Genomic DNA, 24,864 nt, shown 5'->3' with positions numbered 1-24,864 from the left:
CGCTATCAGGCCGACGATGCCGCCGACGCGTTACTGCCCGCGCGGCGACGGTACAGCCTGAGTGTCGCGCACAAGCTGCAGAGCGCGGCGAAGCTCAGCCAGTAGCCTGGTGCGGCCTTGTCATGCAGGACCTGAATCAGATACGTCGATACCGCCGGCGTAAAGCCGCCGAACAGCGCCGTCGCGAGACTGAACGCCAGCGAGAAGCCCGCGACGCGCACTTCGACCGGCATCACTTCGGTGAGCGCGGCGACCATCGCGCCGTTATACATGCCGAAGAAGAACGAGAACCACAGCAGAACGATCAGCATGCGCGCGAAGCTCGGTGCATCGGCGAGCCAGGACAGCGCCGGATAAGACGTGAAGATCGCCAGCATGGAAATGGCGAGCAGCAGCGGCTTGCGGCCGATGCGGTCGGAAATCGTGCCGCCGATCGGTAGCCAGACGAAATTCGATGCAGCCACAAGCAGCGTGACCATCAGGCTGTCGGAGGTGGACAGCTTCAGCACCGACTTCCCGAAGGTCGGCGTATAGACGGTGATGAGATAGAAGGTGGTGGTGGTCATCGCCGTCAGCAGCATGCCGCCGATGACGGTGCGCCAGTTGCCGAGCAGTATCGCAAAAATCTCGCGCGCCTGCGGATGATGCCGCCGCGCTTCGAACGCTGCGGTCTCCTGCAGCGAACGGCGCAGCATGAACAGGAACGGCACGATCGCGCAGCCGATGAAAAACGGCACGCGCCAGCCCCATGCACCGATCTGCTGCGCGGACAGCCACTGGTTCAGCCCGTAACCGATGGCCGCCGCCACGACGATGGCGACCTGCTGGCTCGCCGACTGCCAACTCGTGTAAAAGCCCTTGTTATCGGGCGTCGCCATTTCCGCGAGATAGACAGACACGCCGCCCAGTTCAGCACCCGCCGAGAAGCCCTGCAACAGACGCCCGAGCAGCACGAGCGCCGGCGCGAGCAGGCCGATCGTCGCGTACCCAGGCACGCAGGCAATCAGAATGGTGCCGCTCGCCATGATCGACAGCGTAACGATCAGCCCGGTGCGCCGTCCGACCTTGTCGATATACGCGCCGAGAAAGATCGCACCGAGCGGACGCATCAGAAAGCCCGCGCCGAACACCGCGAAGGCGAGCATCAGCGAGGCGAACTCGCTGGTGGACGGGAAAAAGATCTTCGAGATCGATGTCGCGTAGAAGCCGAACAGAAAGAAATCGAACTGTTCGATGAAATTCCCGCTGGTCACGCGCAACACGGCGGCGGCCCTCGTCATGGGCGAAACGCCGGACGTAGCGGCGATCGATTCTGTGCGGTTCATTGCGTCTCCTGCTTCTTATCTATGGTGATGGGCGCCCAAGGCGCCCTAGTGACTGCTAATCCGAACTGACGCTCAGCGTGTTGCGTTGCCGCTTCTCTATCGACGATTTGAGCAACGCCGCCGAGCGGAAGATGCCGTGCGCGAACTTGCCGTAAGGCAGCGTGGCGAACAGCGCCATCACGATGCCGAGATGAATCGCGAGCAGCGACGGCATCGCCGAGGTCGTGCGGAGCGCGAGCAGCGCGAGACCGGATGCGCTCGTCAGAAGCAGGAGCGCGATGAAGCCGCGGTCCATCGGACGCTGACGGGCATCGCCCCGCTCCGGAACGCGTTTCAGGTTCAGCCACAGCAGTCCCGCCGCCCCCGCAATCAGTCCAATGCCGCCCGCGGTTCCCAGCAGCACCGGCACGCTCAGAAACGGATACGGCGCTTCCAGACCGAATGCATAGTGATAGAGCGTCGCAACTGCGGTTGCTGCAAAGCACAGCATGAAGCCGTAGAACGTCAGGTGATGGAAACGGCGCCGCGCCAGTGTGAAGGCATCGCTCTCTTCGTTGCAGCCGTCGCCGTGGCCGCCGTCCAGGTACTTGAGCGTCAGCGCGTTCTTGGCCGCTTCCGCGATGGCTGGCGCGCTCGCCGTTCCTGCCGACACGTCGCGCCAGAAGCGCGTGACGCCCACGCCGAGCGCGAGCATGGCGAACAGGAAAACGATGCCAAACATCGCCGCGAGCAGGTTGTGCGGAAAGATCGCGTAGAAGTTCGCTGGCGCGACATCGCCCGACAAGCCGCCGTGTAATGCCATACCGAGCAGCAGAAACAGCGCGAGTCCGGCCGCCAGTGCAACCGACAAAGTCAGGCCGTTGCGTTTGTACAGCGCGCCGAACGACGCAGGAAACGCGTATTCGGTGTAGGTTTCGAGCCGGACTTCGGCCATCGCTTTCGGCACGTTCACGCCGAATTCGTGCGGCGGCGCGTATTGGCACGCGTGATAGCACGCGCCGCAGTTGTGGCAGAGATTCGCCAGATAGTTGACGTCCGACTTGCCGAATTCCAGGCGGCGCGTCATGGCCGGGAACACGGCGCAGAAGCCTTCGCAGTAGCGGCAGGCGTTGCAGATCTGCATCTGCCGTGCCACTTCGGTTTCGCCGGCGCTCATCGGCACGATGGGGATCACGCGCGCCGTGCTGCCGTGCGAAGTTTTTTTCGTATCGACCGATAACGCCGTGCGCATGCGTTCGGGCGCGAGCGGGTCAGACTGCTGCACTGGTTGCCTCCGTCGTTTTGAGTGCGGCGCGCGCGGCCTGCGTCCCGGCGATGCGCCCGAAGGCCGTGCCGATCGACATGCCGACGCCCGCTGTATAGCCCTTACCGAGCACGTTGCCGGCCATCATTTCGCCGGCCACGAACAGGTTCTCACTGGCTTTGCCGCCGAAGTGAACCTGCGCGCGGTCATTGGTCTTTAGTCCGAGATACGTGAACGTGATGCCTGGCCGCAACGCATAACCGTAAAACGGCGGCGTCTCGATGCGGCGCGCCCAATGCGTCTTGGGCGGCGCGAGACCTTCGGTGTGGCAGTCGTCGAGCGCGGTGTGGTCGAAGGTGCCGTCGCGGCATGAGTCGTTATAGCGCGTGAGCGTTTCCATGAAGCGCGCTTCCGGCAGCCCGAGCTTGCGCGCGAGTTCCGGCAGCGTATCGGCCTTTTCGCCCGGAAACACCGGCGGCATGAAGCGGCCGATTGCTTCCGAGTCGATGATCGAATAGCCGATCTGCCCCGGTTGATGCGCAACGAGCCGTCCCCAGATTGCATAGCGCTTCGGCCAGAAATCCTCGCCTTCGTCGTAAAAGCGCTCGGCGTCACGATTCACCACGACGCCCAGCGACACGCAGTCGATGCGCGTACAGATGCCGCCGTCATACAGCGGCGCGCGTGCATCGATGGCGACGCAGTGTGACTGCGACGGGTCGCCGATCATGTCCGCACCGGCGTCGGTCATATGCTTGATGAGCACGCCCTTGTTGAAGCGCGTGCCGCGAATCAGGAAGTTGTCGGCGGGCCATTCGCCGCGCTCGTTTTGCCCCCACGCTTCGCGCAGCCATTCGCGATTTGATTCAAAGCCGCCTGCCGCCAGTACGCAGGCGCGCGCCTCGAAGCGCTGGCTGCCGCTGCGCGCCGCGATGAAGAGGCTGCCGTCAAGTTCAAGCGAATCGACGGGTGTTTCATAGCGGATATCGACGCCGAGCGCTTCGGCGCTGCGGTAATACGCGTTGACGAGCGCCTTGCCGCCACCCATGAAGAACGCGTTGGTGCGTGCCACGTGCAGCGCGCCCGACAGCGGCGGCTGGAAGCGTACGCCGTGCTTCTGCATCCACGGCCGACACGACGACGACGCGCGGATCGTCAGCCGCGCGAGATGCTCATTCGTGATGCCGCCGGTGACTTTCAACAGGTCCTGCCAAAATTCCTCTTCCGGATAGGCATCGACGAGAACGTCCTGCGGCGCATCGTGCATGCAGCGCAGATTGCGCGTGTGTTGCGAGTTGCCGCCGCGCCATTCGCGCGGCGCGGATTCGAGAAGCAGGACCGAGGCGCCCGCTTCGCGCGCCATCAATGCGGCGCACAGCGCGGCATTGCCTCCTCCGATTACGAGCACATCGACCATCAGACTTGTCTCCTTTTGGACAAATCGTAAAGGTCTCGTGCCCGCGTCGCTACCAGCCGGCCGTCAAGGGGTCTTCACTTTTTGTGAAGGCCGAGGCTCCCGCAGCCGCGCACCGGGCCAGCGCCCCTCCTGTACCAGTTGACGGGCGACATCGGCGAGCACCACGCGCGCAGCGAGACCGGCGGGAGACAGTTCGTCGTCGGAGATGCTGGCGAGCATGTTGGGCCGTGTGGCGTATTTATCCGCGACGGGCACGCTCGTCAGTATCACGTTCTCGGGCCTTGCGAGCGCCGCGCCAGGCTGTATGGTCGCGCCGATGCCGGTGCGGACGAAGTCCATCAGGAGTGCAAGGCCGTCGACTTCGGCGACGATGTTCGGCTCGTATTCGGCGCGCCTGAATGCTGATAACAGCAGCGAACGCAGCCCATGCGTGCCGCTGGGAAGAACGAGCGGAAGCCTGCCGAGATTTTTCAGCCGGACGGATGCGCTCGTCGGCATGCCATCGAGATCGCCCGCGCCGATCAGGAACAGCCGCTCGTCCAGCAGCGGCAGCACGCTCCAGCGTTGCGCGGACTCCTCGCGGAACAGCACGGCGAGATCGATCTGACGCGCGCTCAGCATGGATGCAAGATAGCCGGAGAGACTTTCGACCATGTGCAGCCGCACATCGGGATAGCGCGAGCGCATGGCCTGCATGAATGCGACGCCTAGCACGCTCGCCGTGCTCGGCGCCATGCCGACGCTGACATGGCCCGACAGACGGGCTGAGCGTGCAGCGAGCGCTGCATCGTCGATATGACGCAGCGCGAGTTGCGCCTGACGCCAGAACGCCAAACCTGCGTCGGTTGGAACGACGCCGCCCGAGGTGCGTTGCAGCAGACGCGTGGACAGTTCACCTTCGAGACGGCTGATCTGCTGACTCAATGCCGAGGTCACCACGCCGAGTTCCAGCGCTGCCTTGCCCATGCTTCCGTGTTCCACGACGCTGAGAAAATAGCGTAGTTGTCTGAGTTCCATTCCGCGATCGGTCAGGAGGATTAAGCGGGTATTTTGACAGAACGTCGTCGGACCATCCTCGGCATAGGCGCCGCGACGCGTCCTCTATAGCGTCTGCGACCGGCGTGAAAACGGACTCTCCGCTGCTGCGAGATGATTTGTCGGCTCGGAAAGCTTATGCGCGAGTTACGCCTTGGCTGCGCAATGGATGCCACGGTCGCCCGCGTAGTCCGCGTCGTGTATGACCTCATTCAGGTAGATGGCCCTCGGGATCTGATTCTTGAACACATCACACGTGCCAGTGTCATGTGGACCATGACCTACCGCAAAATGGCCCCGCTGCTCGCTCGCGTAGAGGCTCGCGCCCTCATCCCGGTGCCCACAGATGGAAAACAAACCGGCACGGTCATCGTCAGCGTTACGGACGCGCCGTTCTCTGTCGGCAATCACGAGCACATCGAAGCAGCAAACAGGATCGAGATCATGGGCCGTCGATCAAGATCTGCTGCCGCAATACGCGGATAACTGACGAAGCTGGCGCGGTCGACCGCGCCAGCGACAACCGCTAGAACAGCCCAACTGGCTGAGCAGCGTCGGGAACGCGTATTGCTCGGCCGCTCCCGATCGCTCAATTCCAATCCGGCATCAATCACCGGATCGCCGGATCGCCGGATTCAAGCGCCATTGCCAACCATTTGATCGATAGTTATCAGGATTAGTCATTCATATTTTCATAACTGCATTTTTTACTGATTCACCGAGTAACAATTACGATTTAACCGGCAATTAAATATCCGAAAAACCACCAAACTTCATTGACTTTGACTTTCGTCGAATTTTAGAATCCCATACAACATCTTTCGTCTGATTTTTTCAGTACCGCACGAACGTCGCCCTTCGCCTGCGCGAAGGCGTGCTCCAGTGACTACACCCGCATCAGAACGGGCGGCGCGTCTTTTTGCCTTCACTTTTCGGCATTGATCGTCCATTCGATTAAAGCCGTTCAATTCGCCCCCCCGAGCATCACACCACGATTAATCCCGGGCATTTTCAGAATACCCGAGACGCAGCACAAAGCGGATCAAGCCGCTCGCTCATTCAAGCATTCCGATAAAAATCACATGCATCAGGAGGGTCGTCATGAACATGCACCGCTTCACGAAATCGCTGTGTCTAGGATTCGTCTGCGCCGGCCTGCTCGCCGCCTGCAACGACGACGACGTCCAGTCCAGCGGTACGTCGTCCAACAGCGCCGCACTGTCGTTCCGCATGGACACCGGCGAGCAGATCAATGCGTTCTACCGGCAGGACAAAGTCGCCGCGCACCTGCTGGTGCGCTCGTCGACGAAACCGCGTCTGCTCGTGGTGTTTCCGGCCGGCAACAGCGGCACCGGGCTGTGGTTCGACGACACTGCCCAGCCGGTGAGCTGGAGCCTCGACACGCCGCCGTCCGCGCTGTCGGCACCCGACACGCACGATCGCCCGCTGTACGGCATCGGCGCCGACGTATCGGTCGACACCGACACGCTGACGATCCGCCAGGGGCTGCTCGGCAACGTGCGCTTCCTGCGCGACTTCAACGGCGGCGCGACGATACCGCCGGAGATCGTCACCGCCCCGACGATCCAGAGGAGCGTCACGCAATGGCAGCGCGACCGGATCGACGGCGCGCCCGGCCAGATGCTGCGCATCACGCTGCGCGACGGCGGCAGCATCGCGACAGCCGCGGGCGGCAAGCTCGTGCTGCGCGCGGCGGCCGGCGCTCGTACGCTGAAACTGCACGTCGATGCGCTGTCGGGCGAGACGCCGTTGTCGCCGATCCTGCGTGCAGATCTGCTCGCGCCGTCCGCGAATCCCGACCCGGTCAGCCAGAACGTGCTCGAATTCCTGAGCTTCCACGACAAGTTGCTGGCCGGCTCGTGGCAATACGACACCTACTTCGGCCGCGACACGCTGATCTCGGTGCGCATGCTGATGCCGGTGCTCGAGCCTGCGGCGATCGAGGCCGGGCTGACGTCGGTGCTGAGTCGCCTGTCGGACGACGGCAAGGTCGCGCACGAGGAAGGCATCGGCGAATTCGCGCTGGTCGACAACGCGAAGCACGGCCGGCCGAACGATGCAACGCCGACCTACGATTACAAGATGATCGACAGCGACTACCTGCTCGCGCCGATCGCGGCGGCCTGGCTGATCGACGACACGCGCGGCCAGGCGCGCGCGGCCGCCTATCTCGCGCAACGCGGCAGCGACGGTCAGACGAACGGCAGCCGGCTCGTCGTCAACCTGCTGCACGTCGCGGCGACCGCGCAGCCGTTCGCACAGCAGCCGTCGGTCGCGAACCTGATCCGCCTGCGGCCTGGCGAGATCGTCGGCAACTGGCGCGACAGCACCGACGGGCTCGGCGGCGGCGTCTATCCGTACGACGTGAATGCGGTGCTCGTGCCGGCCGCGCTGCGCGCGGCGAATGCGTTCCTCGCGCGCGGCCTGCTCGATCCTTACCTGGACGCCGGGCAACGTGCGACGCTCGCGAACACGGCGACCGAAGCGGCTACCTGGGAGCAGCAGGCGCCGCCGCTGTTCCAGGTGAGCGTGCCGGCCGCGCAGGCGGCGACCGAAGTATCGGCCTATGCGTCGTCCGCCGGTGTGCCGGCCGGTACCGCGCCGGGCGCGCCGCTGACTTTCTACGCGCTGTCGCTCGACCAGCAAGGCACGCCGATCCCGGTGATGAATTCCGACGGCGGCTTCGCGCTGCTGTTCGGCACGCCGGCGGACGACCAGCTTCAGCGGATCGTCACCGACGTCACGCGGCCGTTCCCGACCGGGCTCGTCACCGATGTCGGGATGCTGATCGCGAACCCCGCGTATGCGAACCAGGCGCTATGGCCCAAATTCACGAGTTCGGCGTATCACGGCACGGTGATCTGGTCGTGGCAACAGGCGATGTGGGTCGCCGGGCTCGACCGCCAGCTCGCGCGCCAGGATCTGTCGGACGCGACGCGCACGCTGCTGACGCAGGCCCGGCAGACGATCTGGCAGGTGATCTCGAACGGACGCGACATGCGCACGTCGGAAATGTGGACCTGGTCGTACGTGAACGGTCGGTACCAGACCGATGCATTCGGCACCCGCAGCGCGGATGCGACCGAAGCCAACGCGGCGCAGCTGTGGAGCACGACGTATCTCGCGATCCGCGATCCGCAACTGCGCGCGGGCAAGTACTGGTGGCAGGCGTCGCAGCGGATGCAGGACGCGCAGCCGGAGCGTGCGGCGGCCATCGCGTCGCGATAGCCGATGCGTCATTGAAACGAAAGCCCCACATGCTCGTGCGCGTGTGGGGCTTCATTCAGGGTGCATGCGAAACGGACCTGCCTCGCGTCGCGCCATTGCGTTGCGGCCGCGCGCGCCACGTCGCCGAATGCGCGGCCGCCGCTCGTCAGTGCGCGACCACGCGATTGCGCCCGTCGCGCTTCGCCTGGTACAGCCGTTCATCGACCGCCCGCAGCAACGCATCGACCGTGCTCCCGTCGACGCCGTACTGCGCGACGCCGACGCTGACCGTCACCTGCACGCGCTTGAAATCCAGCCCGAACGGTGAACTCGCGATCGACGAACGCACGCGCTCGGCCGTCATGCGCGCGCCTTCGAGCGGCATCTCGGGCAACAGCGCCATGAACTCCTCGCCGCCGACCCGCGCGAGCGCACCGGCCGGACGAATCGCCTCGAGAGACTGGCGCACGACGCCGCGCAGCACCTCGTCGCCGATCTGGTGCCCGTACGCGTCGTTGATGTTCTTGAAGTTGTCGAGATCGAGCGCGAGCAGGCAAAACGGCGTGCCGTCGCGCTCCGCGCGCACGATCTCGCGCTCGACCTGCGCGATGAACTGACGGCGGTTCGACGCGCCCGTCATCGGATCGGTCGCGGCCATGTATTCGAGCTTCTGGTTCGTGCGCCGCAACTCCTGCAGCGCACTCTCGGTGCGCGCCATCGATTCCGACAGCCGGCTCATCAGGTCTTCCTGGCTGTAGATCGCCGAGAACGAGCGCGTCGTCTGCAGCGCCTGCACGACGCCGTAGCTGAGCAGGAAGAACCCGCCCGCGAAGATCGCATGCGCGAGCCACCACATGTGGTTCCAGGGCTTGCCGAGGATGAACGCGAGCGACGACAGCGCGAACGCCATGATCGACATCCCGTAGATCACCATCAGCGGCGAACGGATGCGCCGCGCGAGCAGCACGCCGACGTTGAGCAGCGAAAACACCAGCGCGCCGCCTTCCATCGACAGTCGCGTGCCCAGCGCGCCCGCGACCGGCGAATACGCGATGTATGCAACCGCCACGTTGATGACCAGGAACAGCACGATCCACGGCAGCCACGTTCGCGCGCGCGCCCGCTTCTCGACCCGATCGGGCGGCTGCGAATACGACAGCAGGCCCGTCAGCAGCAGGATCGACATCACGAGGCGCGATGCGGGCCCGTACAGCAGGAACAGCCAGATGTTGTGATGCGCCATCCCGGTGAACAGGCCGTGCAACGCGTAGATCATCGCGAAGCCCAGAAAGCCGAGTGTCAGCCAGCGCAGGAGCGGCTCTCCGGACGACCGGTAGCATACCCACGTCACGTAGGTGACGAATGCACCCTCGAGGGTCGCGGCCGCGATTGCGATTTCATGGAAGGCATGGCTCTCGAACACGACGTGCGGGTCGCTGAAGAACCACAGATAGGCGATCAGATAGGCTGGCAGCAATGCGAAGCCGACCAGCAGGCATTTCGCATAGAGCCTCGCGGCCGCGCTGACGACGCGCGGCGGTTCCCCGGCTGCATAGGTCGTGCTCAATTCGGTCCCCGTTCGGTCTGCTGCGTGGTTCGAACGTTCACGGTGCCGGACACGCGCGATGCATCGACTGCGCCGGCTACCGGAAACGCATCACGTGCGTCGGTGCGATGCACGCGTTGCCCCATCCCGCCGAAAGGCAAATGTCAGAGCAAGTATAGGTGCGGCAATTCGTTTGACAAGTAAGGGGAAACGGCAGCATCGAACCGGCACCGTTTGCTTCCCGATCCTTTCGAATCGCATGCGACGGCCGCGGTTTGCGTCAACGCAGGCGGCGGCCGTCGGCCGACAAGCAAAAAATCAGATGATTTCGAACAGGCCGGCGGCGCCCTGCCCGCCGCCGATGCACATCGTGACGACGACGTATTTCACGCCGCGCCGCTTGCCTTCGATCAGCGCATGGCCCGTCAGGCGCGCCCCCGACACGCCGTACGGATGGCCGACCGCGATCGCGCCGCCGTTCACGTTCAGGCGGTCGTCAGGAATCCCGAGCGTATCGCGGCAGTACAGCACCTGCACCGCGAACGCTTCGTTCAGTTCCCACAGGCCGATGTCGTCGACCTTCAGCCCCGCCTGCTTCAGCAGCTTCGGCACCGCGAACACCGGGCCGATGCCCATTTCGTCCGGCTCGCAACCGGCGACCGCGAAACCGCGAAACACGCCGAGCGGCTGCAGCCCTTCGCGCTGTGCGACATCCGCGTTCATCACCACGCACGCCGACGCGCCGTCCGAGAACTGGCTCGCGTTGCCCGCCGTGATCACACCACCCGGCACGGCAGAACGGATCTTCGACACGCCTTCGAGCGTCGTGTCGGGCCGGATGCCTTCGTCGGCCGACACGGTAACGTCCTGCGTGAACAGCCGGCCCGTCGCCTTGTCGGCAATGCCCGCGCGTACGGTGATCGGCACGATCTCGTCGTTGAAGCGCCCGGCTTCCTGCGCGGCCGCGGCACGCAGTTGCGACCGCACACCGTACTCGTCCTGCCGCTCCTTCGCGATCCCGTAGCGCTTCGCGACGTTTTCCGCCGTCTGAAGCATGTTCCAGTAGATCTCGGGCTTGTGCTCGACGAGCCAGCCGTCCTGGATCATGTGCCGGTTCATCTCGTTCTGCACGCAGGAGATCGATTCGACGCCGCCCGCGACATACACGTCGCCCTCGCCGGCGATGATCCGTTGCGCGGCGAGCGCGATGGTCTGCAGCCCTGACGAGCAGAAACGGTTCACCGTCATCCCCGGCACGCTCACCGGCAGCCCGGCGCGCAGCGCGATCTGCCGCGCGATGTTCGCGCCGGTCGCGCCTTCGGGGTTCGCGCAGCCCATGATCACGTCCTCGATGCGCGCGGGGTCGAGCTTCGCGCGTTCGAGCGCGGCCGCGACCACGTGGCCGCCGAGCGTCGCGCCGTGCGTCATGTTGAATGCGCCACGCCACGATTTCGCGAGCGGCGTGCGTGCGGTCGATACGATTACGGCTTCGGTCATGCGAGTCTCCTTCGGTCCTGCTTCATGTCCTGAATCGGATGGGAATGCGCTACGCCGTCGGGCGCGCGCCCGCGGACGTCACGTGTGCGACGCCCGCCGCCTGCATCTGTTGCCATGCGTGCGCGAGCGACCCGTTCAGGTCGATCGCACGGCACGCATCGTTGATCACGGCGGCCTCGAAGCCGGCCGCGCGCGCATCGAGCGCGGACCACGCGACGCAATAGTCGGTCGCGAGTCCGCAACACCACACGCGTTTCGCGCCGAGCTCGCGCAGATAGCCGGCGAGCCCCGTGCGCGTCGTGCGGTCGGCTTCGACGAATGCGGAGTAGCTGTTGACCTGCGCGTCGCCGCCCTTGCGGATCACGAGCCTCGCATGCGGGATGTCGAGGTCGCGATGCAGCGCCGCGCCTTCCGTGTCCTGCACGCAATGCACGGGCCACATCACCTGCTCTCCGTACGGCAGCGCGAGCGTCGAGAACGGCTCGCGCCCCGGGTGATTCGCCGCGAACGACACGTGTTCGCGCGGGTGCCAGTCCTGCGTCAGCACGACCTGGTCGAAGCGTTGCGCGAGCGCGTTGATCACCGGCACGACCGCGTCGCCGTCCGGCACCGCGAGTGCGCCACCCGGCATGAAGTCGTACTGCACGTCGATCACGAGCAACACGTCGTCAGTGCGTTTCATTGCGTTTCTCCTTGCAAGACGGGTCGCGCCGTCACGCACGGCGTCAGCCGTTGAACCCGCGTCCGGCCTTTGCCAGTTCGACGATCGACGGCGCGAGCTGCCACGCGTCGCCGTTCGGCGCGGCCGCATAGCGGCGGATCGCGCGCTCGACGTTGTAGAGGCCGACCATGTCCGCATACAGCATCGGGCCGCCACGCCACAGCGGGAAGCCATAGCCGGTCAGGTAGACCATGTCGATGTCGGACGCCTTCGACGCGATCTTCTCCTCGAGAATCTTCGCGCCTTCGTTGACGAGCGCGAACACGAGCCGCTCGACGATCTCGTCGTCACCGATCTTGCGCCGCTCCACACCGCGCTCCTTCGAATACGCGACGACCATCTCGTCGACGAGCGCCGAAGGCTTCGCCTTGCGCTCGCCCGGCACGTAGTCGTACCAGCCGCCGCCGGTCTTCTGGCCGAAGCGGCCCTGTTCGCACAGGCGGTCGGCGATCTTCGAGTAATGCAGATCGGGCTGCTCGACATAGCGGCGCTTGCGGATCGCCCAGCCGATGTCGTTGCCGGCGAGGTCGCTCATCCGGAACGGGCCCATCGCGAAACCGAACTTCTCGATCGCGCGATCGACCTGTGCGGGCAGCGCGCCTTCCTCGAGCATGAAGAGTGCCTGGCGGATGTACTGCTCGATCATCCGGTTGCCGATGAAGCCGTCGCACACGCCCGACACGACCGCCGTCTTGCGGATCTTCTTCGCGACCGCCATCACGGTGGCGAGCACGTCCTTCGCTGTCTGCGCGCCGCGCACGACCTCGAGCAGCTTCATCACGTTCGCCGGGCTGAAGAAGTGCATGCCGACCACGTCCTGCGGCCGCTTCGTGAACGCGGCGATCTTGTCGACGTCGAGCGTCGACGTGTTCGACGCGAGGATCGCACCCGGTTTCGCGACTTCGTCGAGCTTCCTGAACACCTGCTCCTTCACGCCGAGTTCCTCGAACACGGCCTCGACGATCAGGTCCGCATCCTTCAGGTCGTCGTACGACAGCGTCGGCGTGATCAGCGCCATGCGTGCGTCGAGCTTCTGCTGCGTGAGCTTGCCCTTCTTCACCTGCGCATCGTAGTTCTTGCGGATCGTCGCGACGCCGCGCTCGAGCGCTTCCTGTTTCGTCTCGAGCAGCGTGACGGGCAGGCCCGCGTTGACGAAGTTCATCGCGATCCCGCCGCCCATCGTGCCCGCGCCGATCACGCCGACGCGGCGGATCTCGCGCAGCGGCGTATCGGCCGGCACGTCGGGAATCTTGCTCGCCGCGCGCTCGCCGAAGAACGCATGGCGCAGCGCGCGGCTTTCCGGCGTCATCATCAGCGCGACGAAACCCTCGCGCTCGGCGATGCTGCCCTTGTCGAAGCCGTTCAGCACGCCGGCCTCGATCGCGTCGATGCACTTGTGCGGCGCGGGGAAATTCGGCGCGGCGGCCCGCGCGGAATTGCGCGCGAACTGGAGGAGGCCCGCCGCGTTCTCGTGGACGATCTTGCGATCGCGCACGCGCGGATGCGGCCCCTGCCGCGCGCCGACCTTGCGCGCGAACGCGACGGCCGCGTCGAGCAGGTCGCCGTCGGCCATCTCGTCGAACAGCCCGCTCTCCGCAAGCTGCTCCGACGGTACCGGCGCGCCCGACACGATCATGTTCAGCGCGGTTTCGAGGCCCACCGCACGCGGCAGGCGTTGCGTGCCGCCCGCGCCCGGCAGCAGGCCGAGCTTCACTTCGGGCAGCGCGACCTGCGCGCCGGGCGCCGCGACCCGATAGTGCGCGCCGAGCGCAAGCTCCAGGCCGCCGCCCATCACGACGCTGTGCAGCGCGGCGACGACCGGTTTCGCGCTTGCCTCCACCGCGCGGATCACGGTGTGCAGCGTCGGCTCCTGCAGGGCCTTCGGGGTATTGAATTCGGTGATGTCGGCGCCGCCCGAGAACGCGCGGCCCGCGCCGGTCAGCACGATCGCCGTGACCGACGGATCCTGCGCGGCGCGATCCAGCGCGTCCATGACGCCCTGGCGTGTCGACAGGCCGAGCCCGTTGACGGGCGGATTGTTGAGCGTGATGACGGCCACGCCGTCGCGAGTCGAGTAATCCACTGCCATCTGCCTGCCTCCATGCATCGCGCGCCGGGGTGGCTGCGCTTCATTGTGCGCGGTCGAACGGCCGCATGTCCGGATCGAACGGAGGCAGCATACAACGAAAAAGCACGGTCGTTCAATTTGAATTTTTCCCGATCCGGGGCCGGATCGGGAGACCGCGCGGCGGGCCGTCGCCGGCAGTGGCTTACGGCTCGCCGACCGCCGTCGGCAGCACGTAGTCGCGGAACGTCTCGCGCAGCTTCAGCTTCTGCAGCTTGCCGGTCGCGGTGTGCGGCAGCGATTCGACGAACACGACGTCGTCGGGCACCCACCACTTCGCGACCTTGCCCTCGTAAAACGCGAGCAGCGCGTCACGCGTCAGGTTCGCCCCTTCGCGCGGTACCACGACCAGCAGTGGACGCTCGGTCCATTTCGGGTGCGCGCACGCGATGCACGCGGCTTCGGCCACGCCCGGGTGCGCGATCGCGACGTTCTCGATGTCGATCGAGCTGATCCACTCGCCGCCGGACTTGATCACGTCCTTGCTGCGGTCGGTGATCTGCAGGAAGCCGTCGGGGTCGATCGTCGCGACGTCGCCGGTCGGGAACCAGCCGCCCGACAGCGGCGACGTATCGCTCCTGAAGTAGCGATCGATCACCCAGGGCCCGCGCACCTGCAGTTCGCCGAACGCGACGCCGTCCCACGGCAACTCGTTGCCGTCGTCGCCGACGATCCGCATGTCGACACCGCAGATCACGCGCCCCTGCTTCTCCAGCAACCGGCGCTGCGCGTCGAGCGGCCGCTGCGACTGCGCCCAGTTCAGCGTCGCGAGCGTGCCGAGCGGCGACAGCTCAGTCATCCCCCACGCGTGGATCACGCGCACGCCGTATTCGTCCTCGAACGTGCGCAGCATCGCGGGCGGGCACGCGGAGCCGCCGATCACCGTGCGGTTCAGCGTCGAGAAACGCACGCCGGCCTCGCGCATGTAGTTCAGCAGCCCGAGCCACACGGTCGGCACGCCCGCGGAAAACGTCACGCGTTCGGCCTCCATCAGTTCGTACAGCGACCTGCCGTCGAGATCCTTGCCGGGCAGCACGAGCTTGCCGCCCGTGAGCGGCACCGCATACGGCAGCCCCCACGCGTTCACGTGAAACATCGGCACGACGGGCAGCACGGCGTCGAGCGCCGACAGGTTCATCGCGTCGGGCAGCGCTGCGCCGTACGCGTGCAGCACAGTCGAGCGATGCGAATACAGCACGCCCTTCGGGTTGCCGGTCGTGCCCGACGTGTAGCACAGCCCGGACGCCTGCAGCTCGTCGAGACGCGGCCAGTCGTAGCGGCCGTCCTCGGCGTCGACGAGCGTTTCGTAGCACAGGAACGGCGTCGCGCCGGACGGCAGGTGCGCAGCGTCGGTCATCGCGATCCAGCCTTTCACGTGCGGACACTGCGGCGCGATCGCGTCGACCAGCGGCGCGAAATTGATGTCGAAGCAGACGTAGCGGTCTTCCGCGTGATTGACGATGTAGGCGATCTGCTCGGGAAAGAGGCGCGGGTTGATCGTGTGGCACACGGCGCCCATCCCGCCGATCCCGTAGTACGCCTCCAGATGCCGGTAGCCGTTCCAGGCCAGCGTGCCGACGCGGTCGCCCGATTCGACGCCGAGCCGCGCGAGCGCCTGCGCGAGCCGCTTCGCGCGCTGCTCGCAGTCGCGGTACGTGTAGCGATGCAGGTCGCCTTCCACCCGCCTCGACACGATCTCCGTGTCGCCCGCGTAACGCGCGGCGTGCGCGATCAGCGACGACACCAGCAACGGCATGTCCATCATCTGGCCCAGCAACGGCTTACCCATCGTCTTGTTCTCCCGGAAGGACGCGAATCGGTGACCAGCCTCGAAGCGGTGCGCCAGCTTGCGGCCCCGGACAGGCCTGGCGCAAGGCGCGCGGGCCGCCATGCGGGCGGCGCGGCGCCGCCTTACAATATCGGCTTACCCAGAGGCGCTCAACATGTCGTTTTCCCGAAGCGCAGCCGATACGGCTGACACTCTTCCCGACCTCGCCGCGACGCTCGGTGCGCCGGCCGCCGGCGCGTTCGTCACGCTCGGCGATGCGTTTCATACGCGGCTGCCGGCCGCACCGCTGCCCGCGCCGTACGTCGTCGGCTTTTCCGACGAAGTCGCGCACCTGCTCGGCCTGCCGGTGTCGATTGGCCAGCAGCCCGGGTTCGCCGAGCTCTTCGCCGGCAACCCGACGCGCGACTGGCCCGCGAGCGCGATGCCGTACGCGTCGGTGTATTCCGGCCACCAGTTCGGCGTGTGGGCCGGCCAGCTCGGCGACGGCCGCGCGCTGACGATCGGCGAACTCCCCGACACGAACGGCCAGCGCTACGAACTGCAGATCAAGGGCGGCGGCCGCACACCGTATTCGCGGATGGGCGACGGCCGCGCGGTGCTGCGCTCGTCGATCCGCGAATTCCTGTGTTCGGAAGCCATGCATCACCTCGGCATCCCGACCACCCGCGCGCTCACGGTGATCGGCTCCGACCAGCCGGTGGTGCGCGAGGAGATCGAGACGTCAGCGGTCGTCACGCGCGTATCGGAGAGCTTCGTGCGCTTCGGCCACTTCGAGCATTTCTTCTCGAACGATCGTCCGGACCTGCTGCGCCAGCTCGCCGATCACGTGATCGATCGCTTCTATCCGGCATGCCGCGACGCCGACGATCCGTACCTCGCGCTGCTCGAAGCCGCGACGCTGCGCACGGCCGACCTCGTCGCGCAGTGGCAAGCGGTCGGCTTCTGCCACGGCGTGATGAACACCGACAACATGTCGATCCTCGGCATGACGATCGACTACGGCCCATTCGGCTTCGTCGACGCGTTCGACGCGAACCACATCTGCAATCACTCCGACACGAGCGGCCGCTACGCGTACCGGATGCAGCCGCGCATCGCGCACTGGAACTGCTACTGCCTCGCGCAGGCGCTGCTGCCGCTGATCGGGCTGCAGCACGGGATCGCCGACGACGATGCGCGCGCCGAGCGCGCGGTCGACGACGCGCAGGCCGTGCTCGCAAGATTTCCCGAACGCTTCGGCCCCGCGCTCGAACGCGCGATGCGCGCGAAGCTCGGCCTCGAACTCGAGCGCGAGAACGACGCCGAGCTCGCGAACAAGCTGCTCGAAACGATGCACGCAAGCCATGCGGACTTCACGCTGACGTTCCGCCGGCTCGCGCAGCTGTCGAAACACGACGCGAGCCGCGACGCGCCGGTGCGCGACCTGTTCATCGATCGCGACGCATTCGACGCTTGGGCGAACCTCTATCGCGCCCGGCTGTCCGAGGAAACGCGCGACGACGCGGCCCGCGCGGCCGCGATGAATCGCGTGAATCCGAAATACGTGCTGCGCAACCATTTGGCCGAAGTCGCGATCCGGCGCGCGAAGGAAAAGGATTTTTCCGAAGTCGAGCGACTCGCGCAGGTGCTGCGCCGGCCATACGACGAACAACCGGAACACGAAGCGTATGCGGCATTGCCGCCAGACTGGGCCGGGTCGCTCGAAGTGAGCTGCTCGTCGTGACCCGCACGACCCGACCGACCGATCAGGAGAACACCCACATGTCACACGATTCCGACGACAAGACCTTCCCGTACCAGAAGGACGACGCCGAACTGCGCCGTCGGCTCACGCCGATGCAGTACGAGGTCACGCAGCATGCGGCGACCGAGCGGGCCTTCACCGGCGAATACACCGACACCGAGGACGCCGGCATCTACAAATGCGTCGTCTGCAGCACGCCGCTGTTCGAATCCGGCGCCAAATTCCATTCGGGCTGCGGCTGGCCCAGCTACTTCAAGCCGCTCAACGGCGAGGTGATCGACGAGAAGATCGACCGCTCGCACGGCATGGTGCGCGTCGAGGTCCGCTGCAACCATTGCGGCGCGCATCTCGGCCACGTGTTCGAGGACGGCCCGCGCGACAAGACCGGTTTGCGGTACTGCATCAATTCGGCTGCGTTAAACTTCGAGTCCCGACCCGAAAACGAATGAGCGGCACCGGACGAATCGGTCGGACAGCCTTCCCGGCTGCCCCGATCCCGGACGGTGGCGCCTGGCGGGTCCCCACAACGGTGAAAGGCCGCGCGATGCGGCCTTTCACGCAGCTGCGAGCGCCATGAAATTCCTGTTCGATCTGTTTCCGATCATCCTGTTTTTCGCCGCCTTCAAGGTCTGGGGCATCTTCACCGCCACCGCCGTCGCGATCGTCGCGACACTGGCCCAGGTCGCGTGGGTCGCCTTCCGGCACCGGAAGGTCGACACGATGCTGTGGGTCAGTCTCGGCGTGATCGTCGTCTTCGGTGGCGCCACCCTCGTCCTGCATGACGAGAAATTCATCCAATGGAAACCGACTGTGCTGTACTGGCTGTTTGCGATCGGGCTGCTCGCCGCACGCTATGCGTTCGGCAACAACCTGATCGAGAAGATGATGGGCAAGCAGCTCACGCTGCCGCACCCCGTGTGGGACAAGCTGAACGTCGCGTGGGCGCTGTTCTTCGCGGTGCTCGGCGTCGCGAACCTGTACGTGGTGCACAACTACACCGAATCGCAGTGGGTGAACTTCAAGCTGTTCGGCACGACGGGCGCGATGGTCGTGTTCATCATCCTGCAGAGCCTGTGGCTCACGAAGTACATGAAGGACGAGTGACATGAACGACGCCTTTCTCCAAGCATCGCCCGGCGAACGCATCGCGCTGATCGAAGCGCGCCTGACCGCATCGCTCGCGCCGCTGTCGCTCGCGGTGCGCGACGACAGCGCGCAGCATGCGGGCCACGCCGGCGCGGCCGCCGGCGGCCATTACACCGTGACGATCGTGTCGGCCGCCTTCGCGGGCAAGCCGCGCGTCGCGCGGCACCGGCTGGTGTATGATGCGCTCGCTGATGCGATGCAGCGCGGCATTCATGCGCTCGCGATCGTGGCTTATACGCCCGAAGAATTCAACGAATCTTCAATCTAGTCTCAACAGGAATTCCCGATGATCCTGAAATCCCCCCGCCTGTGGGTCGCGGCGGCTGCATTTGCAGCGGCACCGGCATTCGCCCAGAACATCGCCGTCGTCAACGGCACGCCGATTCCGAAGTCGCGCGCCGACGCGATGGTCGCGCAACTCGTCCAGCAAGGCCAGACCGACAGCCCGCAGCTGCAGCAAGCCGTGCGCCAGGAACTCGTGAACCGCGAAATCCTGATGCAGGAAGCGATCCGCGAAGGCATCCCGAACCGTCCGGACGTGAAGGCGCAGGTCGCCGTCGCGCAGCAGACGGTGGTGCTGCGCTCGATGATCGAGAGCTTCCTGAAGAAGAACCAGCCGAGCGACGCGGAAGTGAAGGCGCGCTATGACGATCTCGTGAAGGGCGCCGGCGGCAACCGCGAGTATCACCTGCACCACATCCTCGTCGACAGCGAGCAACAGGCGAAGGACCTGATCGCGAAGATCAAGGCCGGCGCGAAGTTCGAGGATCTGGCCAAGCAGTACTCGAAGGACCCGGGCTCGGGCAAGAATGGCGGCGACCTCGACTGGTCCGATCCGAAGGCGTACGTGCCGGAATTCGCGGCCGCCGCGCAGAAGCTCCAGAAAGGCCAGATGACCGACGCGCCGGTGAAGACGCAGTTCGGCTGGCACATCATCCGTGTCGACGACGTACGCGACATCGCCCCGCCGCCGTTCGACCAGGTGAAGGCGCAGATCGCGCAGCAGCTCGTGCAGCAGAAGCTGCAGGCGTTCGAGGAAGGCCTGCGCCAGCAGGCGAAGATCCAGTAACGTCGGCGACGATCGCCCACGCAAAGGCCGCTCCCCGGAGCGGCCTTTTTCTTTTTCACGCATGCTTGTGGTGGGCCGGCCCACGCGGCGACCGCGCAAGGAAAAAGCCGCTTCACGGCGGCTTTTCAGGACTGCGGAATCGCGGACGGGCAGCGCGGTGAACCGCTATGCCGGATAGAACACATCGTGGTAGCGGACCTCGCCCGACGGCCGCGGCGCGGCTTCGTCGAACGACAGCGCGAGAAAATACTCGGGCGGCGCATCCGGGAACACCAGATCGCCGGACCGCACAAAGTCGAAACGCGCGTAATACGCGGGATCGCCGAGCACGACGCAGCCGCGCGCACCGAGCCGGCGCAACGCGTCGAGCCCCGTGCGCACGAGCCCCGCGCCGATGCTCTGCCGCTGGCATTCGGGCAGCACCGCGAGCGGCGCGAGCCCGTACCACTGCTGGCTGCCAGCCGGCTCGCCACCGATCGACACCGGCGAAAACGCGACGTGACCGATCACGCGCTCGTCGCGCTCCGCAACGAGCGACACGCTGAGCACACCCTCCGCGCGCAGCGCATCGACGATCTGCCGTTCGAATCGACCCTGCTGCGGCTCGTCCGCGAACGCGGCCATGATCACGCGACCGATCGCATCGACATCGCTCGCGCGTTCGTCGCGCAGCGTGACGATCTCGACCGGTGCGTGCGGATCGAACATCAGCCGATCCAGCGGCGTGCGTTACGGAACACGCGCATCCAGGGGCTCGCTTCACCCCAGCCTTCCGGATGCCAGCTCATCGTGACCGTGCGGTGCACGCGCTCCATGTGCGGCATCAGCACCGAGAAGCGGCCGTCGGCCGTCGTGACCGACGTGATGCCGGCCGGCGAGCCGTTCGGGTTGAACGGATAACGTTCGGTCGCCTCGCCACGGTGGTCGACGTAGCGCATCGCGACCGCGACGCGATCGATGTCGCCCTGCTGCGAGAAGTCCGCATAGCCTTCGCCGTGCGCGACCGCCACCGGAATCCGCGAGCCTTCCATCCCCGCGAAGAAGATCGACGGCGACTTCTCCACTTCCACGAACGAGAAGCGCGCCTCGAACTGCTCGGACTTGTTGCGCGTGAACTTCGGCCATGCCTCCGCGCCCGGAATCATCGACGCAAGGCTCGACAGCATCTGGCAACCGTTGCAGATGCCGAGCGCGAACGTGTCGGGACGCGCGAAGAAGGCCGAGAACATGTCGGCGAGCTGCGCGTTGAAGCGGATCGTCTTCGCCCAGCCCTCGCCCGCACCCAGCACGTCGCCGTACGAGAAGCCGCCGCATGCCACCGCGCCCGCGAAATCGGCGAGCGTCGCGCGGCCGGCCAGCAGGTCGCTCATGTGCACGTCGTGCGCGTCGAAGCCCGCGCGGTCGAACGCATATGCCGTTTCCAGATGCGAGTTCACGCCCTGCTCGCGCAGGATCGCGACACGCGGGCGCGCGCCCGTCGCGATGAACGGTGCGGCGATGTCGTCGGCCGGATCGAAGCTCAGCACCGGCGAGATGCCCGGGTCGGCCGCGTCGAGCAGCGCGTCGTATTCCGCGTCCGCGCAGGCGGGGTTGTCGCGCAGGCGCGCGATGCGCCAGCTCACTTCGCTCCATGCTCGATGGAGTTCAGCGCGCGGCGCGTCGAACACCTTCTTCGCGTCGCGGTACACCTCGATCACGTCGCGATCGTTGACCGTGCCGATCACGTGCGAGCAGGCCGACAGGCCGAACTCGCGCAGCGCGCCGAGCACCGCGTCGCGATCGGCCGCGCGCACCTGCACGACGGCGCCGAGTTCCTCCGAGAACAGCGCGCGCAGCGTGCGATCCTCGCGACGGCCGCTCGTCTGCTTCGCCCAGTCCTTCGCGTCGCCGTAGTCCGATTCGTGATTCGGGTCGAGCGTCAGCATATCGACGTTCAGCGACACGCCCGCGTGGCCCGCGAACGCCATTTCGCACACCGTCGCCCACAGGCCGCCGTCCGAGCGGTCGTGATACGCGAGCAGCTTGTCTTGTGCATTGAGCGACTGGATCGCGTTGAAGAAGCGCTTGAGGTCTTCCGGATCGTCGACGTCCGGCGTCGTGTCGCCGACCTGCTGCGTGACCTGCGCGAAGATGCTGCCACCCATCCGGTTCTTGCCGCGGCCAAGATCGATCGCGATCAGCACGCTGTCGCCCGCGTCGGCGACGCGGCGCAGTTGCGGCGTCAGATGGCGGCGCACATCCTCGACCGGTGCGAACGCGGAGATGATCAGCGACACCGGCGACACCACTTCCTTCGCGACGCCCTGCTCGTCCCACTTGGTTTTCATCGACAGCGAATCCTTGCCGACCGGGATGCCGATCCCGAGCGCCGGGCACAGCTCCATGCCGATCGCCTTGACCGTGTCGAACAGCGCGGCATCCTCGCCGGCCGTGCCGCACGCGGCCATCCAGTTCGCCGACAGCTTCAGCTTGTCGAGCGACGCGATCGGTGCGCTCGCGATGTTCGTGATCGCCTCGCCGACGGCCATGCGGCCCGATGCCGGCGCGTCGATCACCGCGAGCGGCGTGCGCTCGGCCATCGTCATCGCCTCGCCCTTGAAGCCCGCGTAGTCGAGCGCGGTCACCGCGCAGTCGGCCACCGGCACCTGCCACGGGCCGACCATCTGGTCGCGCACCGACGTGCCGCCGACCGAACGGTCGCCGATCGTGATCAGGAACGACTTGCTGCCGACCGTCGGGTGCTTCAGCACGTCGACGGCGACTTCCGACAGCGCGATGCCCGTCACGTCGACCGGCGCGCGCTCCGTCGTCACACGCGTGACGTCGCGATGCATGCGCGGCGGCTTGCCGAGCAGCACTTCCATCGGCATGTCGACCGGGAATTCCTCGACGCCCGTCGCTTCGTCGTCGACGAGCTTCAGCTGGCGTTCGTCGGTCGCGACGCCGACCACCGCGAACGGGCAGCGCTCGCGTGCGCAGATCGCCTCGAAGCGCGGCAGGTCGGCCGGCGCGATGGCGAGCACGTAGCGCTCCTGCGCTTCGTTCGACCAGATTTCACGCGGCGACAGGCCCGATTCCTCGAGCGCGACCTTGCGCAGTTCGAAGCGCGCGCCCTTGCCCGCGCCGTCGACGATTTCGGGGAATGCGTTCGACAGGCCGCCCGCGCCGACGTCGTGGATGCTCAGGATCGGGTTTTCCGCGCCGAGCTGCCAGCAGCCGTTGATCACTTCCTGCGCGCGCCGCTCGATTTCCGGGTTGCCGCGCTGCACCGAGTCGAAGTCGAGTTCGGCCGTGTTCGCGCCGGTCGCCATCGAGCTCGCCGCGCCGCCGCCCATGCCGATCCGCATGCCCGGGCCGCCGATCTGGATCAGCAGCGAGCCTGCCGGCACGTCGTGCTTGTGCGTGTGTTGATCCGCGATGTTGCCGAGGCCGCCCGCGATCATGATCGGCTTGTGATAGCCGCGCACCTGGCCGCCGACGTTCTGCTCGTACACGCGGAAGTAGCCGCCGAGGTTCGGACGGCCGAATTCGTTGTTGAACGCGGCGCCGCCGAGCGGGCCGTCGATCATGATCTGCAGCGGCGACGCGATGCGGTCCGGGCGGCCGTACGGGCCGTGCGCATCGTTCGGGTTGCGCTCGCCGACCGGCTGGGCCGCGTCGCGTGCGTTTTCCCACGACTGGCGTGCGTCCGGCAGATCGAGGTTCGACACGGTGAAGCCCGTGAGGCCGGCCTTCGGACGCGCACCGCGGCCCGTCGCGCCTTCGTCGCGGATTTCGCCGCCCGCGCCGGTCGCCGCGCCCGGGAACGGCGAGATCGCCGTCGGGTGATTGTGCGTCTCGACCTTCATCAGCGTGTGGGTGAGCTCGGTGTGACGACCGTAGCGTTCGCCCGGCTCGCCGGCCGCGCCCGCGTTGCGCGGGAACCAGCGCTCGGCTTCGGCGCCGACCATGATCGACGAGTTGTCCGAATACGCGACGATCGTGCCTTGCGGGCTCAGCTTCTCCGTGTTGCGGATCATCGCGAACAGCGACATGTCCTGTGCTTCACCGTCGATCGTCCACTGCGCGTTGAAGATCTTGTGGCGGCAATGCTCGCTGTTCGCCTGCGCGAACATCATCAGTTCGACGTCGGTCGGGTTTCGTTCGAGCTTGCGGAACGCGTCGACCAGGTAGTCGATCTCGTCGTCGGCGAGCGCGAGGCCCAGCTCGACGTTCGCGCGCTCAAGCGCGCCACGGCCGACGCCCAGCACGTCGACGATCTCGAGCGGCTTGGCCGGCAGTTCGTCGAACAGGTGCTTCGCGTCGTCGCGCGTGGCGACCACGCTTTCGGTCATCCGGTCATGCAGCGCGGCCGCGACGGCTGCGCGCGCGTCGTCGGACAGCGCCTTCTTGCCGCCGAGCAGGCCCGACTTCAGCGTGACCGTGAATTCGACGCCCCGCTCGATGCGGCGCACTTGCGTGAGGCCGCAGTGCTGCGCGATGTCGGTCGCCTTGCTCGCCCACGGCGAAACCGTGCCGAAGCGCGGCAGCACGACGAAGGTCTCGGCCGTGCCCTTCTCGGCCGCCGGCTCGAACGGCGCGCCGTAGTGCATCAGCGCGTCGATGCGTGCGCTGTCGTCGGCCGACAGCGGCTCGGCCGCATTGACGAAGTGCAGGAACTGGCCGCGCACCGCGACAATGTTGGCGTCGATTTGCCTGAGCGTGTCGAGCAGACGGGTTTGACGGAAATCGGAGAGGGCCGAAGCGCCGGGAAAACACGAGAAGTGAGCCATGGGCTGGACTGACGTCGATGAGTCGCGCAAGGTGGCGACGTGGGGCGAAAGGAAGGCCGTAATTATACCCGGAAGTCGGCCATCCCAGACCGGCTGATCGGGACCCGTCACGCACCGCGACGGTGCGCCGGCATCCGCCGCACGCAACGGCCCGCCAGGCCGGCGCGCGCGGCCGCGGTAGCCGGCAACCACCCGGCGGCGGAATCG

17 protein-coding genes and 1 pseudogene are annotated in these 24,864 nt (G+C 66.3%); 7 read left to right on the top strand and 11 right to left on the bottom strand.

What is annotated here, in order from left to right:
- Positions 1-5: 5 nt before the first annotated feature.
- The 4 genes from LGM71_RS19570 to LGM71_RS19555 all read right to left on the bottom strand — a co-directional run bounded on the left by LGM71_RS19570 (position 6) and on the right by LGM71_RS19555 (position 5,002).
- Positions 6-1,325, bottom strand: a complete 1,320-nt coding sequence (locus LGM71_RS19570) for an MFS transporter (protein ID WP_226116013.1) — start codon at positions 1,323-1,325, stop codon at positions 6-8.
- Between the two features lie 55 nt (positions 1,326-1,380).
- The gene (gene tcuB, locus LGM71_RS19565; RefSeq protein ID WP_226116010.1) at positions 1,381-2,589 is read right to left on the bottom strand and encodes a tricarballylate utilization 4Fe-4S protein TcuB; all 1,209 of its coding nucleotides are present in this window, start codon (positions 2,587-2,589) and stop codon (positions 1,381-1,383) included.
- On the bottom strand, positions 2,576-3,985 hold the full coding sequence (tcuA, locus tag LGM71_RS19560) for an FAD-dependent tricarballylate dehydrogenase TcuA (protein WP_226116007.1): 1,410 nt from the start codon (positions 3,983-3,985) through the stop codon (positions 2,576-2,578). Before tcuA ends, tcuB begins: the two co-directional genes overlap by 14 nt.
- Positions 3,986-4,048: 63 nt before the next feature.
- Positions 4,049-5,002: a LysR family transcriptional regulator gene (locus tag LGM71_RS19555; protein WP_151049549.1), complete on the bottom strand. Its 954-nt coding sequence runs from the start codon at positions 5,000-5,002 to the stop codon at positions 4,049-4,051.
- 330 nt (positions 5,003-5,332) lie between these two features.
- Between LGM71_RS19555 and LGM71_RS19550 the strand changes: the two are divergent.
- Positions 5,333-5,510, top strand: a pseudogene (locus LGM71_RS19550) (LysR family transcriptional regulator); the annotation flags it as partial.
- Positions 5,511-6,127: 617 nt separating this feature from the next.
- Entirely contained in the window at positions 6,128-8,269 is a 2,142-nt protein-coding gene (locus LGM71_RS19545) for a hypothetical protein (protein WP_226116105.1), read from the top strand.
- Between the two features lie 145 nt (positions 8,270-8,414).
- Here LGM71_RS19545 and LGM71_RS19540 read toward each other — a convergent pair whose 3' ends face one another.
- The 5 genes from LGM71_RS19540 to LGM71_RS19520 all read right to left on the bottom strand — a co-directional run bounded on the left by LGM71_RS19540 (position 8,415) and on the right by LGM71_RS19520 (position 15,926).
- Positions 8,415-9,815: a GGDEF domain-containing protein gene (locus LGM71_RS19540; protein ID WP_151049551.1), complete on the bottom strand. Its 1,401-nt coding sequence runs from the start codon at positions 9,813-9,815 to the stop codon at positions 8,415-8,417.
- Positions 9,816-10,112: 297 nt separating this feature from the next.
- On the bottom strand, positions 10,113-11,291 hold the full coding sequence (locus tag LGM71_RS19535) for an acetyl-CoA C-acyltransferase (RefSeq protein ID WP_226116005.1): 1,179 nt from the start codon (positions 11,289-11,291) through the stop codon (positions 10,113-10,115).
- Between the two features lie 49 nt (positions 11,292-11,340).
- A complete protein-coding gene (gene pncA, locus LGM71_RS19530; protein WP_226116003.1) occupies positions 11,341-11,973 on the bottom strand; it encodes a bifunctional nicotinamidase/pyrazinamidase in 633 nt (210 codons plus the stop codon).
- A 43-nt stretch (positions 11,974-12,016) separates the two neighbouring features.
- Positions 12,017-14,101 (bottom strand): 3-hydroxyacyl-CoA dehydrogenase NAD-binding domain-containing protein, encoded by a 2,085-nt coding sequence (locus LGM71_RS19525; RefSeq protein WP_226116001.1) that lies wholly within the window; start codon positions 14,099-14,101, stop codon positions 12,017-12,019.
- Positions 14,102-14,282: 181 nt separating this feature from the next.
- A complete protein-coding gene (locus LGM71_RS19520) occupies positions 14,283-15,926 on the bottom strand; it encodes a 3-(methylthio)propionyl-CoA ligase (protein ID WP_226115999.1) in 1,644 nt (547 codons plus the stop codon).
- A 154-nt stretch (positions 15,927-16,080) separates the two neighbouring features.
- Here LGM71_RS19520 and LGM71_RS19515 point away from each other — a divergent pair, with 154 nt between their 5' ends.
- The 5 genes from LGM71_RS19515 to LGM71_RS19495 all read left to right on the top strand — a co-directional run bounded on the left by LGM71_RS19515 (position 16,081) and on the right by LGM71_RS19495 (position 19,885).
- On the top strand, positions 16,081-17,649 hold the full coding sequence (locus LGM71_RS19515; RefSeq protein WP_226115997.1) for a protein adenylyltransferase SelO: 1,569 nt from the start codon (positions 16,081-16,083) through the stop codon (positions 17,647-17,649).
- A 38-nt stretch (positions 17,650-17,687) separates the two neighbouring features.
- On the top strand, positions 17,688-18,119 hold the full coding sequence (gene msrB / locus LGM71_RS19510) for a peptide-methionine (R)-S-oxide reductase MsrB (RefSeq protein WP_059529717.1): 432 nt from the start codon (positions 17,688-17,690) through the stop codon (positions 18,117-18,119).
- 124 nt (positions 18,120-18,243) lie between these two features.
- Positions 18,244-18,774, top strand: coding sequence for a septation protein A (locus tag LGM71_RS19505; protein ID WP_059604168.1), 531 nt, complete (start codon positions 18,244-18,246; stop codon positions 18,772-18,774).
- A 1-nt stretch (position 18,775) separates the two neighbouring features.
- Positions 18,776-19,084 (top strand): BolA family protein, encoded by a 309-nt coding sequence (locus LGM71_RS19500; protein WP_226115995.1) that lies wholly within the window; start codon positions 18,776-18,778, stop codon positions 19,082-19,084.
- 18 nt (positions 19,085-19,102) lie between these two features.
- Entirely contained in the window at positions 19,103-19,885 is a 783-nt protein-coding gene (locus LGM71_RS19495; RefSeq protein ID WP_226115993.1) for a peptidylprolyl isomerase, read from the top strand.
- Positions 19,886-20,050: 165 nt separating this feature from the next.
- Here the strand turns inward: LGM71_RS19495 and LGM71_RS19490 are convergent, their stop codons facing one another.
- Positions 20,051-20,593 carry a GNAT family N-acetyltransferase gene (locus LGM71_RS19490; protein WP_226115991.1) on the bottom strand — a complete coding sequence of 181 codons (543 nt, stop codon included), beginning with the start codon at positions 20,591-20,593 and terminating at the stop codon, positions 20,051-20,053.
- Positions 20,593-24,657, bottom strand: coding sequence for a phosphoribosylformylglycinamidine synthase (gene purL, locus LGM71_RS19485; protein WP_226115989.1), 4,065 nt, complete (start codon positions 24,655-24,657; stop codon positions 20,593-20,595). The genes LGM71_RS19490 and purL overlap by 1 nt, the downstream gene beginning before the upstream one ends.
- Positions 24,658-24,864: the final 207 nt, after the last annotated feature.

This window comes from Burkholderia sp. AU33545, from assembly GCF_020419685.1.
Classification (GTDB): domain Bacteria; phylum Pseudomonadota; class Gammaproteobacteria; order Burkholderiales; family Burkholderiaceae; genus Burkholderia; species Burkholderia diffusa.
This window is presented reverse-complemented; position numbering and strand designations above follow the sequence as displayed.

Coding starts and splice junctions, on each gene's coding strand:
- LGM71_RS19555 (WP_151049549.1), bottom strand. CDS start 5,002: ATGGAACTCAGACAACTACGCTATTTTCTCAGCGTCGTGGAACACGGA.
- LGM71_RS19545 (WP_226116105.1), top strand. CDS start 6,128: ATGCACCGCTTCACGAAATCGCTGTGTCTAGGATTCGTCTGCGCCGGC.
- LGM71_RS19495 (WP_226115993.1), top strand. CDS start 19,103: ATGATCCTGAAATCCCCCCGCCTGTGGGTCGCGGCGGCTGCATTTGCA.
- LGM71_RS19505 (WP_059604168.1), top strand. CDS start 18,244: ATGAAATTCCTGTTCGATCTGTTTCCGATCATCCTGTTTTTCGCCGCC.
- LGM71_RS19535 (WP_226116005.1), bottom strand. CDS start 11,291: ATGACCGAAGCCGTAATCGTATCGACCGCACGCACGCCGCTCGCGAAA.
- purL (WP_226115989.1), bottom strand. CDS start 24,657: ATGGCTCACTTCTCGTGTTTTCCCGGCGCTTCGGCCCTCTCCGATTTC.
- msrB (WP_059529717.1), top strand. CDS start 17,688: ATGTCACACGATTCCGACGACAAGACCTTCCCGTACCAGAAGGACGAC.
- LGM71_RS19490 (WP_226115991.1), bottom strand. CDS start 20,593: ATGTTCGATCCGCACGCACCGGTCGAGATCGTCACGCTGCGCGACGAA.
- tcuA (WP_226116007.1), bottom strand. CDS start 3,985: ATGGTCGATGTGCTCGTAATCGGAGGAGGCAATGCCGCGCTGTGCGCC.
- pncA (WP_226116003.1), bottom strand. CDS start 11,973: ATGAAACGCACTGACGACGTGTTGCTCGTGATCGACGTGCAGTACGAC.
- LGM71_RS19525 (WP_226116001.1), bottom strand. CDS start 14,101: ATGGCAGTGGATTACTCGACTCGCGACGGCGTGGCCGTCATCACGCTC.
- LGM71_RS19520 (WP_226115999.1), bottom strand. CDS start 15,926: ATGGGTAAGCCGTTGCTGGGCCAGATGATGGACATGCCGTTGCTGGTG.
- LGM71_RS19570 (WP_226116013.1), bottom strand. CDS start 1,325: ATGAACCGCACAGAATCGATCGCCGCTACGTCCGGCGTTTCGCCCATG.
- LGM71_RS19515 (WP_226115997.1), top strand. CDS start 16,081: ATGTCGTTTTCCCGAAGCGCAGCCGATACGGCTGACACTCTTCCCGAC.
- LGM71_RS19500 (WP_226115995.1), top strand. CDS start 18,776: ATGAACGACGCCTTTCTCCAAGCATCGCCCGGCGAACGCATCGCGCTG.